Below are 25,695 nucleotides of genomic sequence, written 5' to 3' on the forward strand. Positions count from 1 at the left end.
AACGGCTACGGCCACCCGGCCGACAGCATCCTCGCCGAGCTCGGCTCCCTCGGCGCGACGGTCGCACGCACCGACGCCGACGGTCTCGTGCTCGCGGGGGACTCGGACGGGGAGCTCTGGGTGTGGCGTGCGCACGAGGCCGCGGACGAGCCCCGAGAGGAGGAACCGGCCTCTACGGCTGCAGCCGGGCCGCGGCGCGGGCGACGAGGGGCTCGCGGGTCCGTCGTGCATCGGCGATCGTCTGCGCGACCTGGTCCTGATCCGCCTCCGGACGCGACGGGGAGCCGGCGTCGAACGGGGGCTGCGGGTCGTACTCCATCGCCAGCTGCACGCGCCGGGCGACCTGCGGGCCGTACACCTCGGCGGCGACGGAGAGCGCGAAGTCGATGCCGCTCGTGACCCCGCCGCCCGTGATGAGGTCGCCGTCCCGGACGACCCGGGCATGCTCGGGCACGGCGCCGAGGAGCTCGAGCAGCGCGTGCGACCCCCAGTGCGTCGTCGCGCGCCTGCCGCGGAGGAGGCCCGCGGCGCCGAGCACGAAGGAGCCGGTGCACACGCTCGTCACGTAGCGGGCCCCGGCTGCCTGGGAGCGGACGAAATCGATGGCCTCCGCGTCGTCCATGAGGTCGAACGCGCCCTGGCCGCCGGGGACCATGAGCACGTCCGCCTGAGGCGCATCCGCGAACGTCGTCGTCGGGAGGATGGAGAACCCGGAGTCGGTTCCGACGGGCTCGATCCGATGCCACACGAGGTCGACGGCCGCGTCCGGCAGCCGTGAGAAGAGCTGGACGGGCCCGGTGAGATCCAGCTGTGTGACCTGCGGGAAGAGGAGAGCCACGAAGCGCACGGGCGTCGACATGGGACCAGTATCCCAGCCGTGCCGCAGCGCCGCTCCGGATCGGCGGCGATTGGCCGGCGTCGTGCCGACATGGGAAACTGGCCTGGACGCCGGATCGGGCTGTCAGGATTCCTCCGCACCGCACATAGACGGGGTGAAGGGGCACGCACCGGAGGTGGAGAGCATGCGCCGTCGCCAGGTGTTCAGCGACCTCTTCGCGTCCTACTACGCCTTGATCGTCCGATATGTGGAGCGTCGTGTATGGAACAGAGCGATAGCGGAGGAGATCGCCTCCGAGACCTTCGAAGTGGTGTGGCAGAAGCTCGATCCGGAGGATCCGCCGGGGCTTCCCTGGCTGTACCGGACGGCGGCCTTCAAGATCTCGAACCACCGCGCACGGGAGGAGCACCGGCTCCGGGCGGACGCCGCGCTGCAGCGCGAGGCGGCGGAGGCGGCGGATCCCGGCGACGACGGCTCGCGGATGGACATGCGGCGCGCGATCGGGGACCTGCCGGACCGCGAGCGGGAGGCGATCGCGCTCACCTACTGGGAGGGGCTCTCGGCTCTCGAGGTGGCGGAGGTCCTCGACTGCAGCGTCGCGGCGGTCTGGAAGCTCCTCAGCCGCGCGAGGGCGAGGCTGAGGACGGCGCTCTCGGAGGACGCCGACGCATCCGAGGGGAGGTCCGAGCATGCCCTTGAGCGGTGACGAGCTCGACCGTCTCATCCGCGCCGCGGACCCGGCCCGGACGCCGCGGTCGGCGGGCGGATCCGCGCTGGCGGTCCGAGACCGCATCATGGCCTCCGCGCCGGCGGCCGACGCGCGCCGTCGTGCCGCGCGGCGACCGGTCGTCCTCTGGAGGCGGGCCCTCCTCGCGGCGGCGGCCGCGTCGGCGCTGGTCCTCGCCGTGGTCTTCGTCGCGCCGTTCGGCGGGCAGACGGCCGTCGCCCTCACACCGCCGCCCCTCCCGTATGCGCCGACGGACGAGACGGTCGACGACGTCGTGGAGACGGCGGACGCGACTCTTCTCGCGTCCGCGGGTTCCGACGCGCCCCAGCGGAAGGGGACGTCACTCGGCTGGTATCTGGACATCGCGCACTCGGCCACAGACGTCGAGGTCGTCGCGATCGCCCCGGAGATCACCGACCTCGCCTGGGATGAGGAGCTCGCCGGGAGGCTCACGGTCACGGCGGCGGCGACGTACGGGAGCGACGGCTCGGAATCTCCCGTCGACGACGCACCGGCGCCCGGCACCGTGATCCGGGACGAACGATTCGCGGCGGGGCAGGCTCCGGTGTCGGTCGTGACGCCTCCGGGCGACGACCGGGAAGAGATGCTCGAGGCGCTCCGCGGCGTGGGGCTCCCCGACGAGTATTCGGCTGCGGACCTCATGCAGGCGGTCGATGCGCTGTTCTTCTCGTGGACGCTGACAGATCGCCAGCATTCCGTCCTCCTCGACCTGCTGCGGGAGGCGGACGGCCTGGCCGTGCAGGGGAGCGCCGAGGACCGCGCGGGTCGTCCGATCGTCGGGATCAGCGCGCGGACGGACGGCATCCACGAGCTCACGCTCCTCGTGTCCGCGGAGACGGGACGGATCACGGGGCTCGAGACCGCGCTCACAGAGCCGTACGAGGTCCTCGACGCGGGCTCCGTCATCAGCTACGTGATGTGGGACGCGACGGCCTGACGAGGCATCGAGGGAATCGACGTGTCAGGATCTGCCGCCAGCACACACAACCTCAGTGAGAGGCGTCGTGCACCCGGAGCACAGGGCGCCGACGACACCGAGGACGGATGGCATGAGACGACTCATGACGATCATCGCGATGGCGATCTCCCCGATCGCCTTCGCTCAGCCGGCAACGGCGGAGGAGCCCCTCCATCCCGACGTCGCCTATGCGCTGGCGGCCGTGCCGGGCGGCGTCGCACTGGACAGCCGGAACGCGATGTGGCCGGAGCTGGGGATGGAGCTGACCGTGCCGGCGGACGTGGCCGCACGCGCGGCCGTCGGGCGTTGCGCGTCGGGGAGGGTGTGCGCGTTCGCGCAGGGCTCCGGCGCCGGGACGATGCTGTCGTGGACGGGATGCAGCAACTATTCGACCGCCGCACTCGGGCAAGTGCGCTCGATCGCGAACGCGCGCACGAGCGGACAGTTCCATGCGCGGAGCGGCTCCACGATCCTCGCGACCGCCTCGGCCGGCACGCGCGTGAACGTGTCCGGCTCGGTGGACAACGTCCGGTGCGTGCCGTGACGGCGATCGACGCCTCTCGCCGGCCGCCGGAAGCGAGCGCTCTGCGGCGCGCGACGTGGCCCGACCTTCCGCTGCTCGTCCGGCTCACGCTGCAGGACGCGTTGCGCAGGCATCCCGGCGTGCGTCGTCCGTTCCTCCTCGGCGTCGCCGCCGTGGCGGCGGTCGGCGTCCTCGCGGGCGCGCTCGGCGCGCCGGCGGCGGGGCTCGCGGCGCTCTGGGCCGTCGCGACGACGTCGTCGGTCATCGCCGCGGTCGTTCTCCTCGTCGCAGGCGATGTCGCGCGGCGGCTGGTGTCGCGCAACCGGGACATCGTGCTGTCGTCGCGGCGCGATGCCTCCGTGGACATCCGTCGTCCCGCGGAGGACCTGCTGGTCTTCTCCCATCACGTGGCGCTCGATCGCGGCGCGGGCGAAGGGCGTGCGCTGCGCGAGATGCTCTCCGCGGCGGTCGGGACGACGGCCGTCGCCGCACGCATGATCGTGCCGAGCGTGGAGTTCGCCGCCGTCGTCATGGGGGAGTTCCCGAACCTCGTCCTGCGCGACGCGGGCGGCGTCCTCGAGCTGTCCGCCCCCGGCGGCACGCCGTCCGACGCCGGGAAGGGCTGAGCAGGTCACGACGGCGGAGGGGCTGCGTGGGGATGTCCGCGCGCGCCGATAGGCTGGACGCATGGCCGCCGCACCCCGCAAGTCGCCCGCGAAGTCGGCCATCCCGCAGCTTCCGTGGCGCAAGCCCGAGCCGGCGCCGATCGTGCTCGTCTCGGGGCCCGAGGAGATCTGCGCCGAGCGCGCGATCGCGGGGGTGCGCGACTACCTCAAGGCGGAGGACCCGTCGCTCGAGATCACCGACATCGCCGCCTCCGACTACACCTCCGGGACGCTGCTGGCCGTGACCTCGCCATCGCTGTTCGGGGAGCCGCGGCTCGTCCGCGTCTCGAACGTCGAGAAGTGCAGCGACGCCTTCCTCGCGGAGGCGCTCGCGTACATCGAGGCCCCGCAGGAGGGGGCGACCGTCGTGCTCCGGCACAACGGCGCGACCGTGCGGGGCAAGAAGCTGCTCGACGCGATCCGCTCGGGCGTCGGCGGGGGCGTGGAGGTCCCGTGCCCCGCCGTCAAGCGCGACGGCGACCGCTTCGACTTCGCCGCGGGGGAGTTCCGGGCGGCCGGACGGCGCGTCGCGCCCAAGGCGCTGCAGGCCCTCACACAGGCGTTCACGGGAGAGCTCGCGGAGCTGGCGTCCGCCTGCCAGCAGCTGATCTCCGATGTCGAGGGCGACATCGGAGAGGACGTCGTGACGCGCTACTACGGCGGGCGTGTCGAGACGAACGCGTTCACGGTCGCCGACACGGCGATCGCCGGCCGCTACGGCGAGGCGCTCGTCGCGCTCCGTCATGCCCTCGACTCGGGCGCCGATCCTGTTCCGCTCGTCGCGGCGTTCGCGATGAAACTGCGGACGATGGCCCGTGTGGCGGGGTCGCGCGAGCCGGCGCGGGCGCTCGCGACGAGGCTCGGGATGAAGGACTGGCAGGTCGACCGTGCGCGCCGCGACCTGCAGTCGGGGTGGAACGAGCGGGCGCTCGCACTGGCGATCCAGGCGATCGCGCGAGCCGACGCCGAGGTGAAGGGGGCCTCCCGCGACCCGGTGTTCGCCCTCGAGCGGATGGTGACGGTCATCGCGACGCGCGCGCCGTTCGGCGCCGCGACCCGCTGACACGAAGAAGCCCGCCCCGGGACCGGGACGGGCTTCGAAGAGGTGCGCTCAGAGCGAGATGACCTGCTTCGCGAGACCGGACTTCCGGTTCGCGGCCTGGTTCTTGTGGATGACGCCCTTGCTCACGGCCTTGTCGAGCTTCTTCGACGCCTTCGCGAACGCGGCCTCGGCGGCGGTCTTGTCGCCGGTGGCGACGGCTTCCCGCGTCTTGCGGACGAGCGACTTCAGCTCGCTCTTCACGGCCTTGTTGCGCTCGCGCGCCTTCTCGTTGGTCTTGATGCGCTTGATCTGCGACTTGATGTTTGCCACGTCGAATTGACTTTCGTTCAGTGAGTTTCGGATGGTCCGAATGTGCTTCGGAGGTGCCGCGCGACGGAAGAGGGGCGTCGTGCGGCTGTGTGGGTGGCCCCACACGCAAGCCAAGTGCCCATGCTATCAGGTCAGGCTCCTGCGCCCGCCTCCGCCACCGTCGCGATGGCGACGTCGAGCACGGTGTTGAACACGCGTGGACGCATGGCCGTGACGAGATGCGTCGACCGCGGGACGACGAGGAGCTCCGCGTGGGGGACGAGCCGGGTGAAGAGCCTCTCGTTGACGCGGAGCTGATCCCACTCGCCGTTGACGAACCACGTCGGGACCGCGATGCGCCGGAGCGCCGCTTCGACGTCGAGACCGGACAGGCTCACGAGCGCCGCGTCCTCGGAGGCGAGCGCGTACCCGCCCGCGCCGAAGTCCACACGCGTCTCGTCGGGAAGGGTGGCCGCGAGGACGCGGCGCACGAGCCACATGCCGTTGCCGGGCATCGTGCGCATGCCGCGGAGGATGAGCCGGTAGATCCGTAGACCCGCGCCTCGGGGCAGGGCCGTCGACCCGACCGAGACGAATCCCGCGACGGGCGGCGGGGCCTCCACCCCGAGATAGGCCGTCGCGAGGAGCCCGCCCATGGAGTGCCCCACGAGGAGGACGGGGCCGCTCGCCGCCGCTGTCCTCACGGCGTCGTCGACGGTCGTGAGAGCCGCGTCGAGCGACCATCCCTCGTCCATCCGCGAGCCGTGGCCGGGCAGATCGATCGCATGCACCGTGATCCCGCGCCGCTGCAGATGGCCGACCTGAGCCCGCCACATCGTGGCGGACGTGCGGATGCCATGGACGAGGACGACCTGCACGTCGGGCATGGGGACATGCTAGCGACGGGCGCAGAAGGGGCCGGCAGCCTGGGAAGGCGCCGGCCCCTTCGAGGAAGGAACGGACGGACTACTCCGTCGCCATCCAGCCCGTGTTCTCGACAGGCTGCACGCCGTAGAGGTCGAGTCCGGTGTATCCCTCGGGCGAGAGATTCGCGAGCCCCTCCGTCGCCGCGTCGATCCAGGGCCGCTGTAGAGCGGCAGAATGCCCCACGTCTCGGCCATGATCTCCGATTCGAGCACCATGCCCGCCTCGTTGTGCTCCTCCTTGGTGTCGAAAAGCGTTGTCTATCCGTGCCGAGCCATGCGGAAATCATCCGTCTGAGGGGTTCCTACGCGCAGATTGCCAAACCGGGCACGTGTGGAGATGGCGTTCGGACGTCACCCAGATCACCAGAAGAACACCGTGCGCGCTCGGCTCGAGGAAGGCAGGAACGCCATCGTGTCAGGGACGAAGCTCGCGGTGAGGCGGTGCAGGCCTCGACCGACGGACGTCGGGAGTCTCAGCGTCGCCCGCCCGTCGTCCACCTCCGCCGTCCCGACCACCTCGCCCCGGACGACGAACTCGACCGTGCCGGACGGCGCCTCGGCCGAATCCGCCGTGACGGTCGCCGTCAGCGAACGGGTGAGACCGTGTCGCAGCGACCACGAGTACTCGACCCCCAGCTTCGTCTCGGTCTCCACGGGCACGGCGTCGGACGCCGCGTCGAGGCCGACGATCACCGGGTCGTGATCGCTCGACCGGTAGGCGTTCGGCTCGTAGAAGAGCGTGCCGTGGGAGTTGTAGCGGCTGTATTCGAGGGCGATCGCCTCTCCGCTGTTGATGGGCCAGATGTCGGCACCGGTGGCGAGCTCCGCGGCGGCGGCGTTGAGCAGCACGTGGTCCAGCGAACCCGAGAGGCCGTCGTACACGTAGCTGCTCTCCGAGACTCCCAGCTCGCTCTCCACACCGACGTACCCGGCCTCGTAGAGGACCTGCATCGGATCCTCCTGCGTGTAGGAGTTGAAGTCCCCCACGAGCAGCACGGCCTCGGCCCCTGTGCCGGTCGGGTCGGTCTCGACCCATTCGGCGAGCGCCTCGGCCTGGTGGACGCGCGACTGCGTCGACGCGCCCTGGCCGTCGCCGGAGTCCTCGTCGCCGGGCCACGGACCCGCCGAGCCCTTCGACTTGAAGTGGTTGACGACGACCGTGAACGCCTCGCCGCCACCGGCGGGGACGAAGGTCTGCGCGATCGGCTCGCGCGCGTTCTGGAAGGCGTCGATCTCGGCATCCGTGGTGTCGAGCGCCGCCGACGCCCCTTCGGGCGCGACCACCGCGGGCTGGTAGATGAGGGCAGAGCTGATCACATCCAGCTCGGAGGCGTCCGGCAGGTTCGCGGGAGAGGCGACGTACGCCCATCTCTCCGTTCCGGCGGACGCGTTGAGCGCGTCGACGAGCGTCGCGACGGCTTCGTCCGCCTCCTCGCCCAGGCGTGCCGAGCTCTCGATCTCCATGAGGCCGACCACGCTCGCGTCCAGCCCCTCGATCGCGGCGACGATGCGCGCCTCCTGACGCTGGAAGTCCTCGGCGTCCCACGCCCCGCGCTGGTCGCATCCGCCGCGGACGGTCACGCCGTCGCCGTCGCGATCCGTGTACGCCGTGCAGCTCGCGTCGTCGACGCCGAGGGTCGTGAAGTAGTTCAGCACGTTGAACGACGCGACGCTCACGTCGCCGCCGACGTCCTCGGGCGCCGCCGTCCGCGTGTTCTCGAACAGCACGCCGTCGACGCCCGAGCCGTCGCCGACCAGGGGCGTCGTGGGATTGAGCTTCCAGGCGTCGTTTCGGAAGTCGACGATGTGGGGCTCGGCGAACGAGACCGCCGCTCCCACGCGGATCGGCTCGACGAGCGAGACGTAGGCGGGCGTCAGGCTCTTGGCGGTCGAGAAGTTCGCCGTCGTGCCGTCGTCGAGGGTGACACGACGCGCGGCGTTGTCCGCGGCGACCGCCTCGGCCTCGGCGCTGCCCGGGAGGGCGACGTCGGTGGGCTGGCGGAGCGGCGTCGTGCCCGAGGCGAGGACGACCTCCCCGTAGACGTTCGTGTCGTAGGTGTCGGCCACCGTGAAGTCGCCGTCGGGCGCCACGAGCATGGATTCGAGCGACTCGCGCTCCGCGTCGGTCGCCGGCCATCCCACGACGGCCGGCGTCACCGGCTCCGCGTCGGCGACGACCTGCGCTCCGCCGGCGCCCACGGTGATCTCCGTGAGCCCGTAGAACTCGGTGACCCGGCCGGTGACCTGCACGGTGTCGCCGAGCGCGACCTCCGACACGGTCGCCGTGGAGTAGACGAAGATCGCGTCGGATGCCCGATCCGCGGAGACGTCGACGGCGCCGCCCGTCCCGGGGGTCTGGATGACGTATCCGTCGAGCCCGCCCGTGGGATAGCGCGCCGTGACGACGCCCGTGGTCGTGACCGTCTGATCGACGAGCGGGGAGGTGGCGCCCGTGCCCTGGATCTCGGCGATCGTCGCGGATGCGACGGGCGTGTCGGTGGGAGTGGGGGTCGGCTCCGGGGTGGGCGGGGGAGTCGAGCCGCCGAGGGGCTCGGGCGTCGGCGCGCCGGTCGTGAAGTCCGCGCCGTTGTCGGCGGTGTTCGTCCCGTCCGCGTCGCGGGCGACGGACACCGCGTTCGACGTCGTGGGCGCCGCCGCCGTGCCTGCGAAGTCGCTCGCGGCGCCCCACCCGACGTAGTCGACGACGGTCGCGGCGGACGCCATCCCGCTCGCGCCCGACAGCGCGGTCGCGCTCGACACGAGCGCGACCTTGCCCTGCGTGGCGCTGAGCGCGATCGAGCCGCTCACGTCGGCTCCGACGTCGGGAAGCGTCGTGTCCGCGCCGTACGCCTGGCCGACGACGAGCGTCTCCCCGGCCGGGAGCGCGATGTCGCCCAGCGGCGTGACCTGCCAGGCGGACCCCGTCGCCGATGCGTACTGCACGCTCCAGCCGTCCAGGCTCGCGTCGTCGGACGTGGTGTTGACGATCTCGACGAAGTCGCGGCTGAAGGCGGCGCCGTTGTTGCCGCCGCCTCCGTACACCTCGTTGATGAGGACGCCGGCGCCCGGCGCGACCGCGGCCTGTGCCGCGACCGGGGCGAGGAGGGCGGCGGCGATGCCGGCCACCGCGGCGGCGGCGACCGCGCGTCGGCCGCGACGCGCGAGCGGGAGGTGATGCACGGTGGTCTCCTTCGGAGAGGGAAGAGGGGCGTCGCCGGCGGCGGATCCCTCCCACCATGTCATCGGCTGACGATGAACACGCGGTTACCGGGATGTCACGGATCGTCGCCGTCTCCCGTGCTCGACGGTGCGCACACGGGAACCGGGCCGTGCCCCGTAGAATCGGACGGATATGTCCCCCCGTGCCACGACTCCGCTCCCGCCAGCCGCGACGCCGCCCGAGCGCATCCGCAACTTCTGCATCATCGCGCACATCGACCACGGCAAGTCGACCCTGGCCGACCGGATGCTGCAGCTGACGGGGGTGGTGTCCGACCGCGACATGCGCGCCCAGTACCTCGATCGGATGGACATCGAGCGCGAGCGCGGCATCACGGTCAAGAGCCAGGCGGTGCGCCTGCCCTGGCAGCTCGACGGCGAGACCTTCGCGCTCAACATGATCGACACGCCCGGTCACGTCGACTTCACGTACGAGGTCTCGCGATCGCTCGCCGCGTGCGAGGGCGCCGTCCTCCTCGTCGACGCGGCCCAGGGCATCGAGGCGCAGACGCTCGCCAACCTCTACCTCGCGCTCGAGAACGATCTCGCGATCATCCCCGTCCTGAACAAGATCGACCTGCCCGCGGCCGATCCCGACCGCTTCGCGAAGGAGCTCGCCGACCTCATCGGCGGCGACCCCGACGACGTCCTGCGCGTGTCGGGCAAGACGGGCCAGGGCGTCGAGGAGCTGCTCGACCGTCTCGTCGGCGAGGTCCCCGCCCCGAGGGGCGACGTCGACGCGCCCGCGCGCGCCATGATCTTCGACTCGGTCTACGACGCGTACCGCGGGGTCGTCACGTACGTGAGGATGGTGGACGGCCGGCTCACCCCGCGCGAGCGCATCCAGATGATGTCGACGCGCGCGACGCACGAGCTGCTCGAGATCGGCGTGTCGAGCCCCGAGCCCACGCCGTCGAACGGCCTCGCGGCGGGCGAGGTGGGCTATCTCATCACGGGGGTGAAGGACGTCCGGCAGTCCAAGGTCGGCGACACGGTCACGAACCAGCGGACGCCGGCCTCGGACGCGCTGCCGGGATACACGGACCCGAAGCCCATGGTGTTCTCCGGCCTGTACCCGATCGACGCCAGCGACTACCCGGACCTCCGCGAGGCGCTCGACAAGCTCAAGCTCTCCGACGCCTCGCTCGCCTATGAGCCGGAGACCTCCGTCGCGCTCGGCTTCGGGTTCCGGTGCGGGTTCCTCGGCCTGCTGCACCTGGAGATCATCACGGAACGGCTCTCGCGGGAGTTCGGCCTCGATCTCATCACGACCGCTCCGAGCGTCGTCTACGAGGTGACGACGGAGACGGGCGAGAAGATCGTCGTGACGAACCCGAGCGAGTATCCCGAGGGCAAGATCGGGTCGGTCTCGGAGCCCATCGTGCGCGCGTCGATCCTCACGCCGAAGGAGTTCGTCGGCACCGTCATGGAGCTGTGCCAGAACCGTCGCGGGACGATGCTGGGGATGGACTACCTCTCGGCGGAGCGCGTCGAGCTGAAGTACACGATGCCGCTCGCCGAGATCGTGTTCGACTTCTTCGACCAGCTCAAGAGCCGCACCCAGGGCTATGCGAGCTTCGACTACGAGCCCGAGGGGCAGCAGGAGGCCGACCTCGTGAAGGTCGACATCCTGCTGCAGGGAGACCGCGTCGACGCCTTCAGCGCCATCGTGCACCGTGAGAAGGCCTACTCCTACGGCACGACGATGACCGAGCGTCTGCGCAAGCTCATCCCGCGTCAGCAGTTCGAGGTGCCCATCCAGGCGGCGATCGGGGCGCGCGTCATCGCGCGCGAGAACATCCGCGCCATGCGCAAGGACGTGCTCGCCAAGTGCTACGGCGGCGACATCACCCGCAAGCGCAAGCTCCTCGAGAAGCAGAAGGAAGGCAAGAAGCGGATGAAGATGGTCGGCCGCGTCGAGGTCCCCCAGGAGGCGTTCATCGCCGCCCTGTCCGGGGACGTCGAGTCGAAGTCCGCGAAGTAGCCAGGGGCTGCGGTTAGGGTGGACACCATGCGCCGGGCGACCTTCCGAGACGAGACGGTCGACTATGCAGCGGTCGGGGCCACGCAGGCGCCCGATCTGCTGCAGTATCCGCCGGAGGGCAGCATCCCCGCCGCCGCCGCGTGGCGGATCGGCAGCGGAGAGGAGCGGTTCCGCACGGCGGTCGACTCCCTCCTCTCGTGGGGGGCGCTCAAGGGCGCCGGACTCGTGCTCACGGATGTGCGCCCTGCCCCCGGCCCGACGTACACGGGCGTGAGCTTCGACGACGAGGGGAACGCGGTCGCGCCGAGCCGGTCCGACCAGGACCAGCGCTTCGACGCGGACGGCACGCCGTTCGTGGGAGCCGGGACGACCGTCACGGTCCACGGCAAGGTGGGGGGCTCCCGGGCCGACGCCGAGCTCCGCGTCATCTTCGTGATCGAGGAGGCGCGCCGCGTCGGCTTCGCCCTCGGCACGGTGGGCGAGTCGGTCGTGAGCGGCGAGGAGTCCTTCCTGATCGAATGGCGCGACAACGACGAGGTCTGGTTCGACGTCCGCGCCTTCGATCGCCCCGTCTCGCTCGGGAACCGGATCTTCCGCGGCCTCGTGAGGCGCCGCCGCAAGGCGCTGTTCGCGGCGTACCTGCGCGCGATCTCGCCGCTGTTCAGCACGGGGACGTGATGGCCGGCCCGCTTCCCGTCGGCGATCCCGCTCCCGCCGACGGGCGGCTGCCGCATGACCTCCCGCTCGACCCGTCGACGGACTTCGGCGTGTACCTGCACGTGCCGTTCTGCCGGGTCCGCTGCGGCTACTGCGACTTCAACACGTACACCTCGGGCGAGCTGCGCGGCGCCCGCCAGGACGAGTACGCGGACGTCCTGCTGCAGGAGGTCGGGCTGGCCAGGGAGGTCCTCGGGGAGGCGGCGGGGAGCCGCCCGGCCAGCACGGTCTTCTTCGGCGGCGGGACCCCGACCCTCCTGCCCGCCGGGGACCTCGCACGGATGCTGACGGGCGTCCGCGACGCGTTCGGCATCGCGCCCGGCGCGGAGGTGACGGTCGAGGCGAACCCGGACACGGTCACGCAGGAGGTCGCCGACGAGCTCGCCGACGCGGGCGTGACGCGGATGTCCGTGGGCATGCAGTCGGCCGTGCCCCGCGTGCTCGCCGCGCTCGACCGCACCCACACCCCGTCGAACGTCCGCACGGCCGTGGAGGCGGGCCGAGCGGCCGGCCTCGACGTGAGCGTGGACCTCATCTACGGAGCGCCGGGCGAGACCCTCGACGACTGGCGGGCCTCGCTCGATGCGGCCCTCGAGCTCGATCCCGATCATCTGTCCGCATACGCGCTCATCGTCGAGGACGGCACGAAGCTCGCCCGCCAGATCAGGCGCGGCGAGGCGCCCGCGCCCGACGACGACCTGCAGGCCGACATGTACGCGCTCGCGGATGCGGCGCTCGGCGACGCCGGCTACGACTGGTACGAGGTCTCCAACTGGTCGCGCGGAGAGGCCCACCGGTCGCGGCACAACCTCGCCTACTGGACGGGGGCCGACTGGTGGGGCTTCGGCCCGGGGGCCCACAGCCACGTCGCAGGACTGCGCTGGTGGAACGTCAAGCATCCCGCCGCCTACGCGCAGCGCCTCGCGGCGCAGGAGTCTCCCGCGGCGGGCCGCGAGCGGCCGGACGAGGAGTCGCGGACGCTGGAGCGGGTGCTGCTGCGGAGCCGCATCCGCGAGGGGCTCGCGATCGACGACCTCGACGCGGGGGCGCGCAGCGCGGTCGCCGGCCTCATCGCGGACGGTCTCGTCGTGCCCGCCGCGGCGCTGAAGGGGCGGATCGTGCTGACGCTGCGGGGGAGGCTGCTCGCCGACGCGGTGGTCCGCGCGCTCACCGCCTGACGCGTCGCGGCGCGCCCCGGCGACGGCCGCGGATCGGTAGACTGGCACTCGGAGTCGTCGAGTGCCAGGGGAGAGGAGCGCACATGGTCAGCGAGCGCGGCCTTCAGGTCCTCCGCGCGATCGTGCAGGACTACGTCGACACCCATGAGCCCGTCGGCAGCCGCTCGATCGTCGACCGGCACTCCTTCGGCGTCTCCGCGGCGACCATCCGCAACGACATGGCGCTCCTCGAGGACGAGGAGCTCATCGCCCAGCCGCACACCTCGTCGGGCCGCGTCCCGACCGACAAGGGGTACCGGGTGTTCGTCGACCATCTCGCGGAGCTGCGCCCGCTCTCCTCGGCTCAGCGCGCCGCGATCACCGCGTTCCTCGGCGACCCCGCCGACCTCGACGAGCTGCTCGCCCGCACCGTGCGGCTGCTGACCCAGCTCACCGGCCAGGTCGCGCTCGTGCAGTACCCCTCGTTCTCCCGGGCGAACGTCACCCATGTCCAGCTCGTGCCGCTCGATCCGCACCGGCTGCTCGTCATCATCGTCACCGACACCGGTCGCGTCTCGCAGCGCATCACGATCCTGCCCCAGCCCCTCGACGAGGCCGGCGTGGCGGCGGTCGGCGCACGCCTGATCCCGCGCCTCACAGGGCGTTCGGTGGCCGAGGCCGCCGAGCAGCTGTCCCTCGCGCGCACCGCGGCGAGCGTGCACCTCACCCCCGCGGAGGCGGCGCTGCACGCGGTGGCCGTCGCCGCGTCGGAGGAGCTCGACGAGTTCCGCCAGAATCGGCTCATGATGGCGGGGTCGGCGACGCTCGCGAAGCGGGAGCAGGACTTCCGCGGGAGCATCCACCCGCTCCTCGAGGCGATCGAGGAGCAGGTCACGCTGCTGCGGCTGATGAGCGAGATGGTCGCGGACGGCCAGGGCCTGTCGGCGAGCATCGGACGGGAGAACGCCGCGTTCGGGCTCGCGGAGGCGTCGATCGTGGCGAGCGAGTACGACTCGGCGGTCGGGGCCGCGCGCATCGGGCTCATGGGCCCCACCCGTATGGACTATCCGCGCAACCTCGCGGCGGTACGGGCGGTCGCCCGGTACCTCACGAGGCTGCTGGACGAAGACGAGGGACGGCGCTGAGGCACCGTCCGGACGGATCACGGCACGGACGCACGGCGTCCGCAGGAAGGCTGACGTGGCTGATCACTACGAGACCCTCGGTGTGTCGAAGGACGCTTCGCAGGAGGACATCAAGAAGGCGTACCGCCGATTGGCGCGCCGGCTGCACCCCGACGTGAACCCCGCGCCGGAGGCGGCGGAGGAGTTCAAGTCGGTCACGCACGCGTACGACGTGCTGAGCGATCCCGAGCAGCGGCGCCGATACGACATGGGCGGGGACGAGTCCCCGTTCGGAGGAGCGGGCTTCGGCGGCTTCGGCGACATCTTCGAGACCTTCTTCGGCGCGGCCGGAGGCGGAGGCGGGCGCAGCGGCAGGCCGCGGTCCCGCCGGGAGCGCGGCCAGGACGCTCTCGTCCGCGTCACGCTCGACCTGGGCGACGTCGTCTTCGGGACCCACCGCGACATCGAGGTCGACACCGCCGTGCTGTGCGAGACGTGCCAGGGCTCGTGCTGTCAGCCCGGGACGAGCCCGCAGACGTGCGACATCTGCCGCGGCACGGGCCACGTCCAGCGTCAGGTGCGGAGCCTTCTCGGCAACATGGTGACGAGCCAGCCCTGCGGCACGTGCCAGGGCTACGGCACGGTCATCCCGCAGCCCTGCACGACGTGCCACGGGCAGGGCAGGGTGCGATCGCGCCGCACGGTCTCCCTCGACATCCCCGCCGGCGTCGAGACCGGTCTGCGGCTGCAGCTGCCCGGCTCCGGCGAGGTGGGGCAGGCGGGCGGCCCCAACGGCGACCTGTACGTCGAGGTCACCGTCGCCCCGCACCCCGTCTTCAGCCGCGACGGCGACGACCTGCTGGCGACGCTCGAGGTGTCGATGACCGACGCGATCCTCGGGACGACCACGTCGATCGACGGCCTCGACGGCGCCGTGGAGGTGGAGGTGCGCGCCGGGATCCAGTCGGGCGAGATCCTCACGGTCAGGGATCGCGGCATCACCGGCCTCCGCTCCTCGCGTCGCGGCGATCTGCGTGTCGGAGTGCAGGTGGTCACGCCGACGAAGGTCGATCACAAGACCCGCGAGCTCCTCGAGGAGCTGGCCAGGCGCACGAAGGCCCCGTCGCCGCGACTGGCGGAGTTCCAGCAGGGACTGTTCTCGAAGCTCCGCGACAGGTTCCGCGGCTGAGGGGCGGGCCATGGCGCTGCACTTCCACGACCCCTCCGCCGCAGAGGCGGCCGTCGGCGACGCGATCGAGCTCGGCGGATCCGAGGCGCACCACGCCGCAGCGGTGCGCCGCGTGCGCGCCGGCGAGGGCGTGACGGTGACGGACGGGCGGGGCGCGTGGATCACGGGCACGTGCGAGTCGGTCGAACGGGACCGCGTGGTCGTGCGGATCACGGCGCGGGAGGACGTCCCGGCACCGCGTCCCCGTCTCGTCCTCGTCCAGGCGCTCGCGAAGGGCGACAGGGACGAGCTCGCGGTGCAGGCGGCCACGGAGCTCGGCGTCGACGGCGTCGTTCCCTGGCAGGCCGCGCGGAGCGTCTCACGCTGGGAGGGCGCCAAGGCCGAGAAGGGCCGTGCGCGCTGGGCCGCGATCGTGCGCGAGGCGGCCAAGCAGGCCCATCGGGCGTGGATCGCCGAGGTCGCTCCCGTCGAGGCGATCGCTGCGCTCGCGCAGCGTGCGGCGCAGGCGCGGATGCTCGTGCTGGACCCGACCGCGGACACCGCGCTCACCGAGGTCTCCTTCACGGACGCGCGCGACGTCGTCCTCGTGGTGGGGCCGGAGGGCGGCATCGCCCCCGAGGAGCTCGACCGTCTCGCGCAGGCGGGAGCCGAGCGGGTGCGCCTGGGGGCGACGATCCTCCGCACGTCCACCGCGGGCCCCGCGGCGCTCGCCGTCGTCAACGCCGGGCTGGGGCGCTGGTAGCCCTGGTCGTTAGACTCGAACCCATGAGCGAGCCGTCGATCTTCACGCGCATCCTGCGGGGCGACATCCCGGGCGACATCGTCGCGGAGACCGACAGGGTCTTCGCGATCACCGACATCAGCCCGCGGGCGCCGCTGCACCTGCTCGTCATCCCCAAGACGGAGGATTACCGCGACGTCGCCGAGCTCGCAGCCGGCGACCCCGATCTGCTCGCCGAGGTGGTCGCGGTGGCCCAGGGGCTCGCCGACGAGCGCGCGGGCGGGCAGTTCCGACTGATCTTCAACACCGGCGCAGACGCGGGCCAGACCGTGTTCCACGTGCATGCGCACGTGCTCGCCGGAGACCTCCAGGAGAAGAGCCTCGTTGGCAACTGACCCCACAAGCCCCACGGGCCCCGCGTCGGCGGACGACGTCGTCACGCAGACGGTCCTCGCCGACGGCGTCGCGATGGTGCGCCTGCTCGGACCGCAGGATCGTCTGCTGCGGATGGTCGAGAAGGAGCATCCCGCGGTCGACGTGCACGTTCGCGGGAACGAGATCACCCTCACGGGCGTCGCCGCGTCGGTCCGTGCGGCTCGCGCCCTCGTCGACGAGCTCCTGCAGCTGACGCGCGACGGCCACGACCTCGGCCCCTCCGACATCGCGACGTCGAACCGGATCCTCGAGCAGGGCGGACCGCGCCCGAGCGAGGTGCTGGGCGAGGCGATCCTCTCCACGCGCGGCAGGATCATCCGCCCCAAGACGCTCGGCCAGAAGCAGTACGTCGACGCCATCGACGAGAGCACCATCGTGTTCGGCATCGGTCCCGCCGGTACGGGGAAGACCTATCTCGCGATGGCGAAGGCCGTCCAGGCGCTGCAGCGACGCGAGGTCAACCGCATCATCCTCACGCGTCCGGCCGTCGAGGCGGGGGAGCGGCTGGGGTTCCTGCCCGGGACGCTCACGGACAAGATCGACCCGTACCTGCGCCCGCTGTACGACGCCCTCAACGAGATGATGGACCCCGAGGCGGTGCCCAAGCTCATGGCGAGCGGCACGATCGAGGTCGCCCCCCTCGCCTACATGCGCGGCCGTACCCTGAACGACTCCTTCGTCGTGCTCGACGAGGCGCAGAACACCACGCCCGAGCAGATGAAGATGTTCCTCACCCGTCTCGGCTTCGGCACGCGGATGGTCGTCACGGGCGACATCACGCAGGTCGACCTCCCCGGCGGCACGTCGGGGCTGCGGCTCGTGACGCGCATCCTCGACGGGGTCGACGACATCCACTTCGCGCGGCTGACGAGCGAGGACGTCGTGCGCCACACGCTCGTCGGCCGCATCGTCGACGCCTACAGCGCGTACGACGAGAAGCGCACGGCGCGTCGCGCCGAGCTCGACGAGGCCCATGAGTTCGCCAATCGCGCGGAGCGCCGTGGTGCCGCGCGCCCCGGTCCGCGCGACCGCAAGCCGAAGCGAGGCATCCGATGATCGACGTCAACAACGAGTCCGGGATCGGCGTCGACGAGAGCGTCCTGCTGCGTCTCGCCCAGCACGACCTCGCCCAGCTCCACGTGAGCCCCGACTCCGAGGTCGCGATCGTCCTCGTCGACGAGGGCGCCATGGAGGCCCTGCACGTGCAGTGGATGGACGAGCCGGGCCCGACGGACGTCCTGAGCTTCCCGATGGACGAGCTGAGGCCGGGCACGGACGACATGCCGACCCCGGCGGGTCTCCTCGGCGACATCGTGCTGTGCCCGCAGGTCGCCGAGGGGCAGGCCGCGACGGCCGGCCACTCGCTCATGGACGAGCTCATCCTCCTCACGACGCACGGGCTGCTCCACCTCCTCGGCTACGACCACGCCGAGCCCGAGGAGCACCGGGTGATGTTCGGTCTGCAGGACCGGCTCATCCAGAGCTTCGCGGACGAGGAACGCAGACGACCGCGCGCATGACCGAGCCCCTTCTCCTCATCGGAGCCGTCCTCCTCCTCTCGATCGGCGGGCTCACATCGGCGCTCGACGCGGCGCTGTCGGTGAGCTCGCGCTCCGATCTCATCGACCTCGCGACGGCGGGCCGCAGCCCGCGGGCCCTGGCCCACATCGCCGACGACCCCGACACGCACGCGAGCGCCATCGGCTTTCTCCGCGTGCTCGCCGAGACCGCCGCGGCGGTCTTCGCGACGGTGGCCTTCGTCCTCCTCTTCGACAACGTCTGGTGGGCGATCCTCGCGACGATCGCCGTCATGACGGGGCTCTCCTTCGTCGCCGTGGCGTCGAGCCCCCGTTCGGTGGGGCGACGTCACTCCGAGGCTCTCCTGTCGTGGTTCGCTCCGTTCGTCCGCATCGTGCGCATGGTGCTGGGCCCCCTCACGGTCGCCCTCGTGCTCGTCGGCAACCGCGTCACGCCGGGCGCCGGGCGCGGCAGCTTCGAGTCCGAGGACCAGCTGCTGAGCATGGTCGACGAGGCCGCGTCGAACGACCTCATCGAGGCCGACGACCGCGATCTCATCCACTCGGTGTTCGACTTCACCGACCAGGTGGTGCGCGTGGTCATGGTGCCGCGCACCGAGATGGTCACGGTCGACACCGACGCCTCCGTCCGCGAGGCGATGCGGATCTTCTTCGAGCAGGGCATGTCGCGTCTCCCCGTCGTCGACGGGGAGGTCGACGACGTCGTCGGCGTGCTGTACCTCAAGGACCTCGTGCAGCACGCGTTCCGAGAGGGCGACGCGTGGCAGGACGCGACCATCGTCCGGGCCCTCGGAAGACCGGCGGTGTTCGTGCCCGAGCAGATGCGCGCCGAGACCCTGCTGCAGCAGATGAAGCGGGACGCCGTGCACGTGTGCCTCGTCGTCGACGAGTACGGAGGCGTCGCGGGGCTCGTCACGCTCGAGGACCTCATCGAGGAGCTCGTCGGCGAGATCTCGGACGAATACGACACGCCCTCCAAGGAGATCGTCGAGCTCGCCGACGGGAGCTTCCGCGTCAGCGCGAGCCTCGGCCTGGACGAGGTCGGGGACCTGTTCGGGCTCGAGCTCGACGACGAGGACGTCGACTCGATCGGCGGTCTGCTCGGCAAGCGGCTGGGCCGTGTGCCCCAGCCGGGAGACGCGGCGGAGGCCGACGGCCTCGTCCTCACCGGAGGCACCTCGCGCGGGCGGGGCCGGGGCATCGCGACGGTGTTCGTCGATCGCAGCGAGGCGCTGAAGGCCGTGGACGACGTCCGAGGCCGACATCCGCGCACGGGCGACATCGCCGTCCCGTCGCGGACGGACGCCGGCGACGCCGTCGAGCCGGGGAGGAAGAACGGCGGCGGGAAGCCTGCCGCCGCCGCGAACGGCGCGCGCGTGCACAAGAGCGTCGCAGGAAGGGACGGACACGATGCCTGACCAGAGCCAGGCGGAGTCGCGCAGCGGCTTCGTCACCTTCGTCGGACGCCCGAACGTGGGCAAGTCGACGCTCATGAACGCGCTCGTCGGGGAGAAGGTGGCCATCACGAGCGAGAAGCCGCAGACGACCCGCCGCGCGATCCGCGGCATCCTCAACCGCCCCGGCGGACAGCTCATCGTCGTCGACACGCCCGGCATCCACAAGCCGCGCACGCTGCTCGGGCAACGGCTGAACGACCTCGTCGAGTCGGTGCTGGGCGACGTCGACGCGATCGCCTTCTGCGTGCCCGCGGTCGAGAAGGTCGGGCCGGGCGACCGGCGGATCGCGGCGTCGCTCGACGGGTACCCGGGTGCGAGGAAGGTCGCGATCGTCACCAAGACGGATGCGGCCTCCCATGAGGAGATCATGGAGCGGCTGCTGGAGGTGGATGCCCTCCGAGAGGACTGGGCCGCCGTCATCCCGCTGTCGTCGGTCACGGGCGAGCGGCTGGAGGTGCTCTCGGACGAGCTCCTCGCGCTCATGCCCGCCGGCCCGCCGCTCTACCCCGACGACATCGTCACGGACGAGTCGGTCGAGGACCGCGTCGCGGAGATCATCCGGGAGGCCGCGCTCGAGGGCGTGCGCGACGAGCTGCCGCACTCCATCGCGGTGACGGTGGCCGACATCGCGCCGCGCGAGGGCAATCCCGCGCTCACCGACGTCTACGCCGACCTCGTCGTCGAGCGCGACAGCCAGAAGGCGATCATCATCGGTCACCGGGGCACGCGCCTGAAGGACGTCGGATCCCGCGCCCGAACGGCGCTCGAGCCGCTGCTCGGCACGCGGGTGTTCCTCTCGCTGCACGTGCGCGTCGCGAAGGAGTGGCAGCGCGACCCGAAGCAGCTGCGCCGGCTCGGCTTCTAGAGCCTGCGGAGAGGACGAGGCCGTGACCGCCGCCCGGAAGGCGCTCGACCGATTCGTCCACGGCGTCGACGGCGAGGCGCTCGGAGCGCACGGCGTGCACGTGCTCGTCGGCGACGACGCGGCGGAGCACCGGTGGCGCGCCGACGACCGAGAGGACATCCACTCCGCCGCGAAGGGCGTGTGCGCGCTCGCCGTCGGAATGGCCGTGGACGAGGGGCTCGTCTCGATCGACGAGCCCGTCGCGACGTACCTCCCCGGATTCGCCCTCGGCGACGGCGTGGCCGAGGTCACCCTGCGGCACCTGCTCACGATGACGAGCGGCATCGACCTCCCGTGGACGCCGGACGAGCTCGACGCGTGGACCGACCTCGCGGCGGAGATGCTCCGCCGCCCCTCGCGCGGACGCGTCTTCCAGTACGCCAACGCCAGCACCTACACCGCGATGCGGGCGCTCGGGGCGCTGGTCGGCGACGTGTGCGACTGGCTGACGCCGCGCCTCTTCGCGCCGCTCGGCATCCGCGACGTGCGGTGGCGGCGGTGCCCTCGCGGATGGATCGCCGGCGGCGACGGACTCGAGCTGCGCACACGAGAGCTCGCCCGCATCGGCCGGCTGCTGCGGGATCGCGGCGCGTGGGAGGGCGAGCAGCTCGTCTCCGCGTCGTGGGTCGACGGGATGCACCGAGGCGGGGTCGACGCGGGAGGCCAGGGCATCTACGCGCGCTACGGGATGTCGACGTGGAGCGGCCCGGGCGATGCGTGGCGGCTCCACGGAGCGTACGGGCAGTTCGTGATCGTCGACCAGGCGCACGACGCGGTCATCACGATCACGGCGCACGAGGAGACGCGCGGCGACAGGATGGCCGAGCTCGCGCACGCGGCACTGCGCGGCTGAGACGGGGCGGCTGAGACTGCGCAGCGTGCGCAACGGCTCCTTTCTCCGTCACGCACACTGCTCGCTTCAGCGGCGTGACGTCGGGCGTGCGCAGTGCATTCTGCGTGCTAACGTGGATCCATGCGCTCCGGTGGCCAGCTTCTTCTTAGCCGCCGCGACGAGATCTCGTTCTAGGGCCCCTCGTCGCGGAGCTTCCTGTCGGCCCGATTCGACCAGAACCCGGAAGAAGCCTCGTCATGAAGAACACCCAGAAGCCCAGCGGCATGCCGTTCCACCGCTATCGTCCGTTCCACGAGCAGTTCACCGTCGACCTGCCGGACCGCACCTGGCCCGCCAAGCGCATCGAGAAGGCTCCGCGCTGGTGCGCCGTCGACCTGCGCGACGGCAATCAGGCCCTCATCGATCCCATGAGCCCCGAGCGCAAGCGCGTCATGTTCGATCTCCTCGTGAGCCTCGGCTACAAGGAGATCGAGGTGGGCTTCCCCTCGGCGAGCCAGACCGACTTCGACTTCGTGCGCCAGCTCGTCGAGGAGGATCTCATCCCCGACGACGTCACGATCCAGGTTCTGACCCAGGCGCGCGAGCACCTCATCGCCCGCACCTACGAGGCGATCAAGGGCGCCAAGCAGGCGATCGTGCACCTGTACAACTCCACGAGCGCGCTCCAGCGCGAGGTCGTCTTCCGCACCGACGAGCAGGGCGTGATCGACATCGCGCTCGCCGGTGCGCGCTGGTGCAAGCAGTACGAGGCGACCGTGCCCGAGACGACCGTGTACTACGAGTACTCGCCGGAGTCGTACACGGGCACCGAGCTGGAGTTCGCCGCCCGGATCTGCAACGAGGTCATGACCGTGCTCGTGCCGACGCCCGAGCGGAAGATCATCCTGAACCTTCCCGCGACCGTGGAGATGGCGACGCCGAACGTCTACGCCGACTCGATCGAGTGGATGGGTCGCCATCTCGACAACCGTGAGAACGTCATCCTCTCACTGCACCCCCACAACGACCGCGGAACCGCCATCGCCGCCGCCGAGCTGGGCTACCTCGCGGGCGCCGACCGCATCGAGGGATGCCTGTTCGGCAACGGCGAGCGCACGGGCAACGTCGACCTCGTCGCGCTGGGCGTCAACCTGTTCACGCAGGGCATCGACCCGCAGATCGACTTCAGCGACATCGACCAGGTCAAGCGCACCGTCGAGTACTGCAACCAGCTGCCCGTGCCCGAGCGCAGCCCGTGGGCGGGAGACCTCGTCTTCACCGCGTTCAGCGGGTCGCACCAGGACGCCATCAAGAAGGGCTTCGAGGCGATGGAGGCCCAGGCGAAGGAGCAGGGCGTCCCGGTCGACGACGTCGAGTGGGCCGTCCCCTATCTGCCCGTGGACCCGAAGGATCTCGGCCGCTCGTACGAGGCGGTCATCCGCGTGAACTCGCAGTCGGGCAAGGGCGGCGTCGCCTACCTGCTCAAGGCCGATCATTCGCTCGATCTGCCGCGCAAGCTCCAGATCGAGTTCTCCGGCGTCGTCCAGGCCAAGACCGACGCCGAGGGCGGCGAGGTGACGAGCGAGCAGATCTGGTCGGTCTTCCAGGACGAGTACCTGCCGGCGTCCGCCGCGGAGCACCGCTGGGGGCGGTTCGAGCTGCTCGGCACGAGATCGAACCGTGACGCCTCCGGCGACGGCACCCTGTCGGTGACGCTGCGCGACGGCGAGGAGACCGTGGAGGCGGCGGCCTCCGGCAACGGACCGATCGCCGCGTTCCTCGAGATCGTCCGATCCCAGGGAGTGGACGTCACCCTCTACGACTACGTCGAGCACACGCTCAGCGCATCGGCGGAGGCGCAGGCGGCCGCATACATCGAGCTGCAGGTCGACGACCAGCGGCTGTGGGGCGTCGGGATCGACGGCGACATCGCGACGGCCTCGCTCAAGGCGATCGTCTCCGCCGTGAACCGCTCGATCCGCGCCCGACAGAACGAGCTCGTCACCGCCTGACGCGCCGGTCTCCGAGGAGGTCTCCCGGAGGCGGGATGGAGAACAGCGGCTCCGTCACGCCTCCTTCCTCCCGCACAGGATCGATAATCGAGAGGTGCCCACCTATCGAGACGAAGCCGTCGTGCTCCGCACCCAGAAGCTGGGCGAGGCCGACCGGATCGTCACGCTGCTGACCCGGCAGCACGGGCGCGTGCGCGCCGTCGCGAAGGGCGTGCGCCGCACGTCGTCGAAGTTCGGCGCCCGGCTCGAGCCGTTCATGGTCGTCGACGCGCAGTTCTACATCGGCCGCAACCTCGACATCGTGCAGCAGGCCGACTCGCTGGGCGCCTACGGCGCCGACATCGCCGCCGACTACGACCGCTACACGGCGGCGAACGCGATCGTCGAGACCGCCGACAGGGTGAACGAGGCGGAGTCGACGCCCGACCAGTTCTTCCTCCTCGTCGGCGCGCTCCGATCGCTGTCGCGCGGCGAGCACGCGCCGCAGGCGGTCATGGACTCCTACCTGCTCCGCACGATGGCACTCTCGGGATGGGCGCCGTCCTTCTCCGACTGCGCACGGTGCGGCGCACCGGGTCCGCACGACCGCTTCGTCGCCCAGCTCGGCGGGGTCGTGTGCGTCGAGTGCGCGCCGGCGGGAAGCCCGCGCATCGGCGGCGACGCCCTGTCGCTGCTCGTCGCCCTCCTGGAGGGCGACTGGAAGCGGGTGGACGCGGCGCCGCCGCGCGAGCTGTCCGCCGCGTCGGGCCTCGTCGCGGCCTACGCGCAGTTCCATCTCGAGCGGGCCATCCGCTCGTTCACCCACCTCGAGAAGCACCGATGACCGACCGTCCCGAGAGGCGCCGATGAGCCCGAAGCCCTACACCCACCCCGATGCCGTGCCCTACAAGCCGCTCGACTGGACGGGGCTCACGCCGCCGCGGTTCGCGGGGCCGGTGCCGAACCACGTCGCGATCGTCATGGACGGGAACGGGCGGTGGGCGAACGCGCGCGGGCTTCCGCGGATCGAGGGGCACCGGGTGGGGGAGGAGACCCTGCTCGACGTCGTGGCGGGGGCGGTCCAGGCGGGCGTGCGGTACCTGTCCGTGTACGCGTTCTCGACGGAGAACTGGAAGCGCTCGCCCGACGAGGTCCGCTTCCTCATGAACTTCAACCGCGAGGTCCTGCACCGCCACCGGGACCAGCTCAACGAGTGGGACGTCAGGATGCGCTGGGCCGGCCGGAAGCCGCGGCTGTGGGGATCGGTCATCAAGGATCTCCAGGAGGCGGAGAGGCTCACGGCGGCCAACCGCACCATGACGCTGACGATGTGCGTGAACTACGGCGGACGCCTCGAGATCGTCGATGCCGTCAGAGAGCTCGCCGACGAGGTGAAGGCGGGGCGGCTCAAACCGTCCGCCGTCACCGAGAAGACGATCGCGAAGCGGCTCTACGTTCCCGACATGCCCGACGTCGATCTCTTCATCCGCTCCAGCGGCGAGCAGCGGACGTCGAACTTCATGCTCTGGGAGGCGGCGTACGCCGAGATGGTCTTCCTCGACGTGCTCTGGCCCGACTTCTCGCGCACCGACCTGTGGGACGCCATCCGCGTCTTCCACAGTCGGGATCGACGCTACGGCGGCGCCGTCGACACGCCCGCGTCCGCGTGACGAGGAGGGAATGCGACGGCACGTCGTCGCGTTTCCAGGTCATGTGACGGATGCCATCAAGATCGACGTGTGGAGCGATGTCGCCTGCCCCTGGTGCTACATCGGCAAGCGCAACCTCGAGTCCGGCCTCGCCCAGGCGGCGAGGGACGACGACCCGCCCCGGGTGGAGGTGACCTTCCACTCGTTCGAGCTGGCCCCCGACACGCCGGTCGACTTCGACGGCGGCGAGCTCGACTTCCTCGCGGGCCACAAGGGGATGCCGAAGGACGAGGTGGAGCAGATGCTCGCGAACGTGACCGGCGTGGCCGCCGACGCGGGGCTCGCCTACCGGTTCGACCTCCTCCGCCACACGAACACCGTCAAGGCGCACGAGCTGATCCACTTCGCCACGGAGCACGGGCGCCAGCTCGACACCGTCGAGCGGCTCATGCGGGCCTACTTCACGGAGGGCCGGCACATCGGCCGGATCGACGACCTCGTCGAGCTGGCCGCGGAGATCGGCCTCGACGCCGAGGCCGCGCGCGAGGCGCTGACGAGCGACCGGCACCTGACCGACGTGCGCCGGGACCAGGACCAGGCCCGCGCGTACGGCATCGAAGGCGTGCCGTTCTTCGTGATCGACGGCACCTACGGCGTGAGCGGAGCCCAGCCGCCCGAGGCGTTCGCGCAGGTCGCCCGCCAGGTATGGGCGGAGCACCGCTCCTCGGCCGCCGAGGAGTCGGACGCCGCCGAGGAGCCGGCCGCCTGA

General features: G+C 71.3%; 26 protein-coding genes. 21 read left to right on the plus strand and 5 right to left on the minus strand.

From position 1 onward, the window contains the following. Positions 1-172: 172 nt before the first annotated feature. Entirely contained in the window at positions 173-859 is a 687-nt protein-coding gene (locus tag N8K70_RS17165; RefSeq protein WP_449406847.1) for a DJ-1/PfpI family protein, read from the minus strand. A 163-nt stretch (positions 860-1,022) separates the two neighbouring features. Between N8K70_RS17165 and N8K70_RS08370 the strand changes: the two genes are divergently transcribed. The 5 genes from N8K70_RS08370 to holA all read left to right on the plus strand — a co-directional run bounded on the left by N8K70_RS08370 (position 1,023) and on the right by holA (position 4,795). After that, complete coding sequence (locus N8K70_RS08370) at positions 1,023-1,544, plus strand: RNA polymerase sigma factor (protein WP_317141126.1); 522 nt, start codon at positions 1,023-1,025, stop codon at positions 1,542-1,544. Next, positions 1,528-2,523 carry a hypothetical protein gene (locus tag N8K70_RS08375; protein ID WP_317141127.1) on the plus strand — a complete coding sequence of 332 codons (996 nt, stop codon included), beginning with the start codon at positions 1,528-1,530 and terminating at the stop codon, positions 2,521-2,523. The genes N8K70_RS08370 and N8K70_RS08375 overlap by 17 nt, the downstream gene beginning before the upstream one ends. A gap of 112 nt (positions 2,524-2,635) precedes the next feature. Continuing rightward, on the plus strand, positions 2,636-3,088 hold the full coding sequence (locus N8K70_RS08380) for a peptidase inhibitor family I36 protein (protein WP_317141128.1): 453 nt from the start codon (positions 2,636-2,638) through the stop codon (positions 3,086-3,088). Further along, a complete protein-coding gene (locus tag N8K70_RS08385; protein WP_317141129.1) occupies positions 3,085-3,693 on the plus strand; it encodes a hypothetical protein in 609 nt (202 codons plus the stop codon). Before N8K70_RS08380 ends, N8K70_RS08385 begins: the two co-directional genes overlap by 4 nt. A gap of 61 nt (positions 3,694-3,754) precedes the next feature. Then, a complete protein-coding gene (gene holA / locus N8K70_RS08390; protein ID WP_317141130.1) occupies positions 3,755-4,795 on the plus strand; it encodes a DNA polymerase III subunit delta in 1,041 nt (346 codons plus the stop codon). Positions 4,796-4,843: 48 nt separating this feature from the next. Here the strand turns inward: holA and rpsT are convergent, their stop codons facing one another. The 4 genes from rpsT to N8K70_RS08410 form a co-directional block, all read right to left on the minus strand. Next, positions 4,844-5,104, minus strand: a complete 261-nt coding sequence (rpsT, locus tag N8K70_RS08395) for a 30S ribosomal protein S20 (protein ID WP_317141131.1) — start codon at positions 5,102-5,104, stop codon at positions 4,844-4,846. A gap of 131 nt (positions 5,105-5,235) precedes the next feature. Then, entirely contained in the window at positions 5,236-5,970 is a 735-nt protein-coding gene (locus N8K70_RS08400; RefSeq protein ID WP_317141132.1) for an alpha/beta fold hydrolase, read from the minus strand. Between the two features lie 79 nt (positions 5,971-6,049). Next, positions 6,050-6,193, minus strand: a complete 144-nt coding sequence (locus tag N8K70_RS08405; RefSeq protein ID WP_317141133.1) for a hypothetical protein — start codon at positions 6,191-6,193, stop codon at positions 6,050-6,052. A gap of 176 nt (positions 6,194-6,369) precedes the next feature. After that, positions 6,370-9,189 carry an ExeM/NucH family extracellular endonuclease gene (locus N8K70_RS08410; RefSeq protein WP_317141134.1) on the minus strand — a complete coding sequence of 940 codons (2,820 nt, stop codon included), beginning with the start codon at positions 9,187-9,189 and terminating at the stop codon, positions 6,370-6,372. A gap of 172 nt (positions 9,190-9,361) precedes the next feature. Here N8K70_RS08410 and lepA point away from each other — a divergent pair, with 172 nt between their 5' ends. The 16 genes from lepA to N8K70_RS08490 all read left to right on the plus strand — a co-directional run bounded on the left by lepA (position 9,362) and on the right by N8K70_RS08490 (position 25,695). Next, positions 9,362-11,212, plus strand: coding sequence for a translation elongation factor 4 (gene lepA / locus N8K70_RS08415; RefSeq protein ID WP_317141135.1), 1,851 nt, complete (start codon positions 9,362-9,364; stop codon positions 11,210-11,212). A 27-nt stretch (positions 11,213-11,239) separates the two neighbouring features. Then, complete coding sequence (locus N8K70_RS08420; RefSeq protein ID WP_317141136.1) at positions 11,240-11,890, plus strand: DUF1990 family protein; 651 nt, start codon at positions 11,240-11,242, stop codon at positions 11,888-11,890. After that, complete coding sequence (hemW, locus tag N8K70_RS08425) at positions 11,890-13,107, plus strand: radical SAM family heme chaperone HemW (protein ID WP_317141137.1); 1,218 nt, start codon at positions 11,890-11,892, stop codon at positions 13,105-13,107. The genes N8K70_RS08420 and hemW overlap by 1 nt, the downstream gene beginning before the upstream one ends. 83 nt (positions 13,108-13,190) lie before the next feature. Next, positions 13,191-14,231 carry a heat-inducible transcriptional repressor HrcA gene (hrcA, locus tag N8K70_RS08430; protein ID WP_317141138.1) on the plus strand — a complete coding sequence of 347 codons (1,041 nt, stop codon included), beginning with the start codon at positions 13,191-13,193 and terminating at the stop codon, positions 14,229-14,231. A gap of 55 nt (positions 14,232-14,286) precedes the next feature. Continuing rightward, entirely contained in the window at positions 14,287-15,399 is a 1,113-nt protein-coding gene (gene dnaJ, locus N8K70_RS08435; protein WP_317141139.1) for a molecular chaperone DnaJ, read from the plus strand. Between the two features lie 10 nt (positions 15,400-15,409). Then, complete coding sequence (locus tag N8K70_RS08440) at positions 15,410-16,141, plus strand: 16S rRNA (uracil(1498)-N(3))-methyltransferase (protein WP_317141140.1); 732 nt, start codon at positions 15,410-15,412, stop codon at positions 16,139-16,141. Between the two features lie 23 nt (positions 16,142-16,164). Next, positions 16,165-16,515: an HIT domain-containing protein gene (locus N8K70_RS08445; protein ID WP_317141141.1), complete on the plus strand. Its 351-nt coding sequence runs from the start codon at positions 16,165-16,167 to the stop codon at positions 16,513-16,515. Between the two features lie 73 nt (positions 16,516-16,588). Beyond that, on the plus strand, positions 16,589-17,611 hold the full coding sequence (locus tag N8K70_RS08450; RefSeq protein ID WP_317141202.1) for a PhoH family protein: 1,023 nt from the start codon (positions 16,589-16,591) through the stop codon (positions 17,609-17,611). After that, positions 17,608-18,075, plus strand: a complete 468-nt coding sequence (gene ybeY / locus N8K70_RS08455) for an rRNA maturation RNase YbeY (protein ID WP_317141142.1) — start codon at positions 17,608-17,610, stop codon at positions 18,073-18,075. The genes N8K70_RS08450 and ybeY overlap by 4 nt, the downstream gene beginning before the upstream one ends. Continuing rightward, entirely contained in the window at positions 18,072-19,511 is a 1,440-nt protein-coding gene (locus N8K70_RS08460; protein ID WP_317141143.1) for a hemolysin family protein, read from the plus strand. Before ybeY ends, N8K70_RS08460 begins: the two co-directional genes overlap by 4 nt. Then, entirely contained in the window at positions 19,504-20,415 is a 912-nt protein-coding gene (era, locus tag N8K70_RS08465; RefSeq protein WP_317141144.1) for a GTPase Era, read from the plus strand. Before N8K70_RS08460 ends, era begins: the two co-directional genes overlap by 8 nt. Before the next feature lie 22 nt (positions 20,416-20,437). Then, positions 20,438-21,307 carry a serine hydrolase domain-containing protein gene (locus N8K70_RS08470; protein WP_317141145.1) on the plus strand — a complete coding sequence of 290 codons (870 nt, stop codon included), beginning with the start codon at positions 20,438-20,440 and terminating at the stop codon, positions 21,305-21,307. A gap of 236 nt (positions 21,308-21,543) precedes the next feature. Further along, a complete protein-coding gene (leuA, locus tag N8K70_RS08475) occupies positions 21,544-23,298 on the plus strand; it encodes a 2-isopropylmalate synthase (RefSeq protein ID WP_317141146.1) in 1,755 nt (584 codons plus the stop codon). Between the two features lie 94 nt (positions 23,299-23,392). After that, the gene (gene recO / locus N8K70_RS08480) at positions 23,393-24,121 is read left to right on the plus strand and encodes a DNA repair protein RecO (RefSeq protein WP_317141147.1); all 729 of its coding nucleotides are present in this window, start codon (positions 23,393-23,395) and stop codon (positions 24,119-24,121) included. Between the two features lie 22 nt (positions 24,122-24,143). Then, on the plus strand, positions 24,144-24,947 hold the full coding sequence (locus N8K70_RS08485) for an isoprenyl transferase (RefSeq protein ID WP_317141148.1): 804 nt from the start codon (positions 24,144-24,146) through the stop codon (positions 24,945-24,947). A 43-nt stretch (positions 24,948-24,990) separates the two neighbouring features. Then, positions 24,991-25,695 (plus strand): DsbA family oxidoreductase, encoded by a 705-nt coding sequence (locus tag N8K70_RS08490; RefSeq protein ID WP_317141149.1) that lies wholly within the window; start codon positions 24,991-24,993, stop codon positions 25,693-25,695.

It is taken from the genome of Microbacterium sp. AB (genome assembly GCF_032878875.1).
GTDB lineage: Bacteria > Actinomycetota > Actinomycetes > Actinomycetales > Microbacteriaceae > Microbacterium > Microbacterium betulae.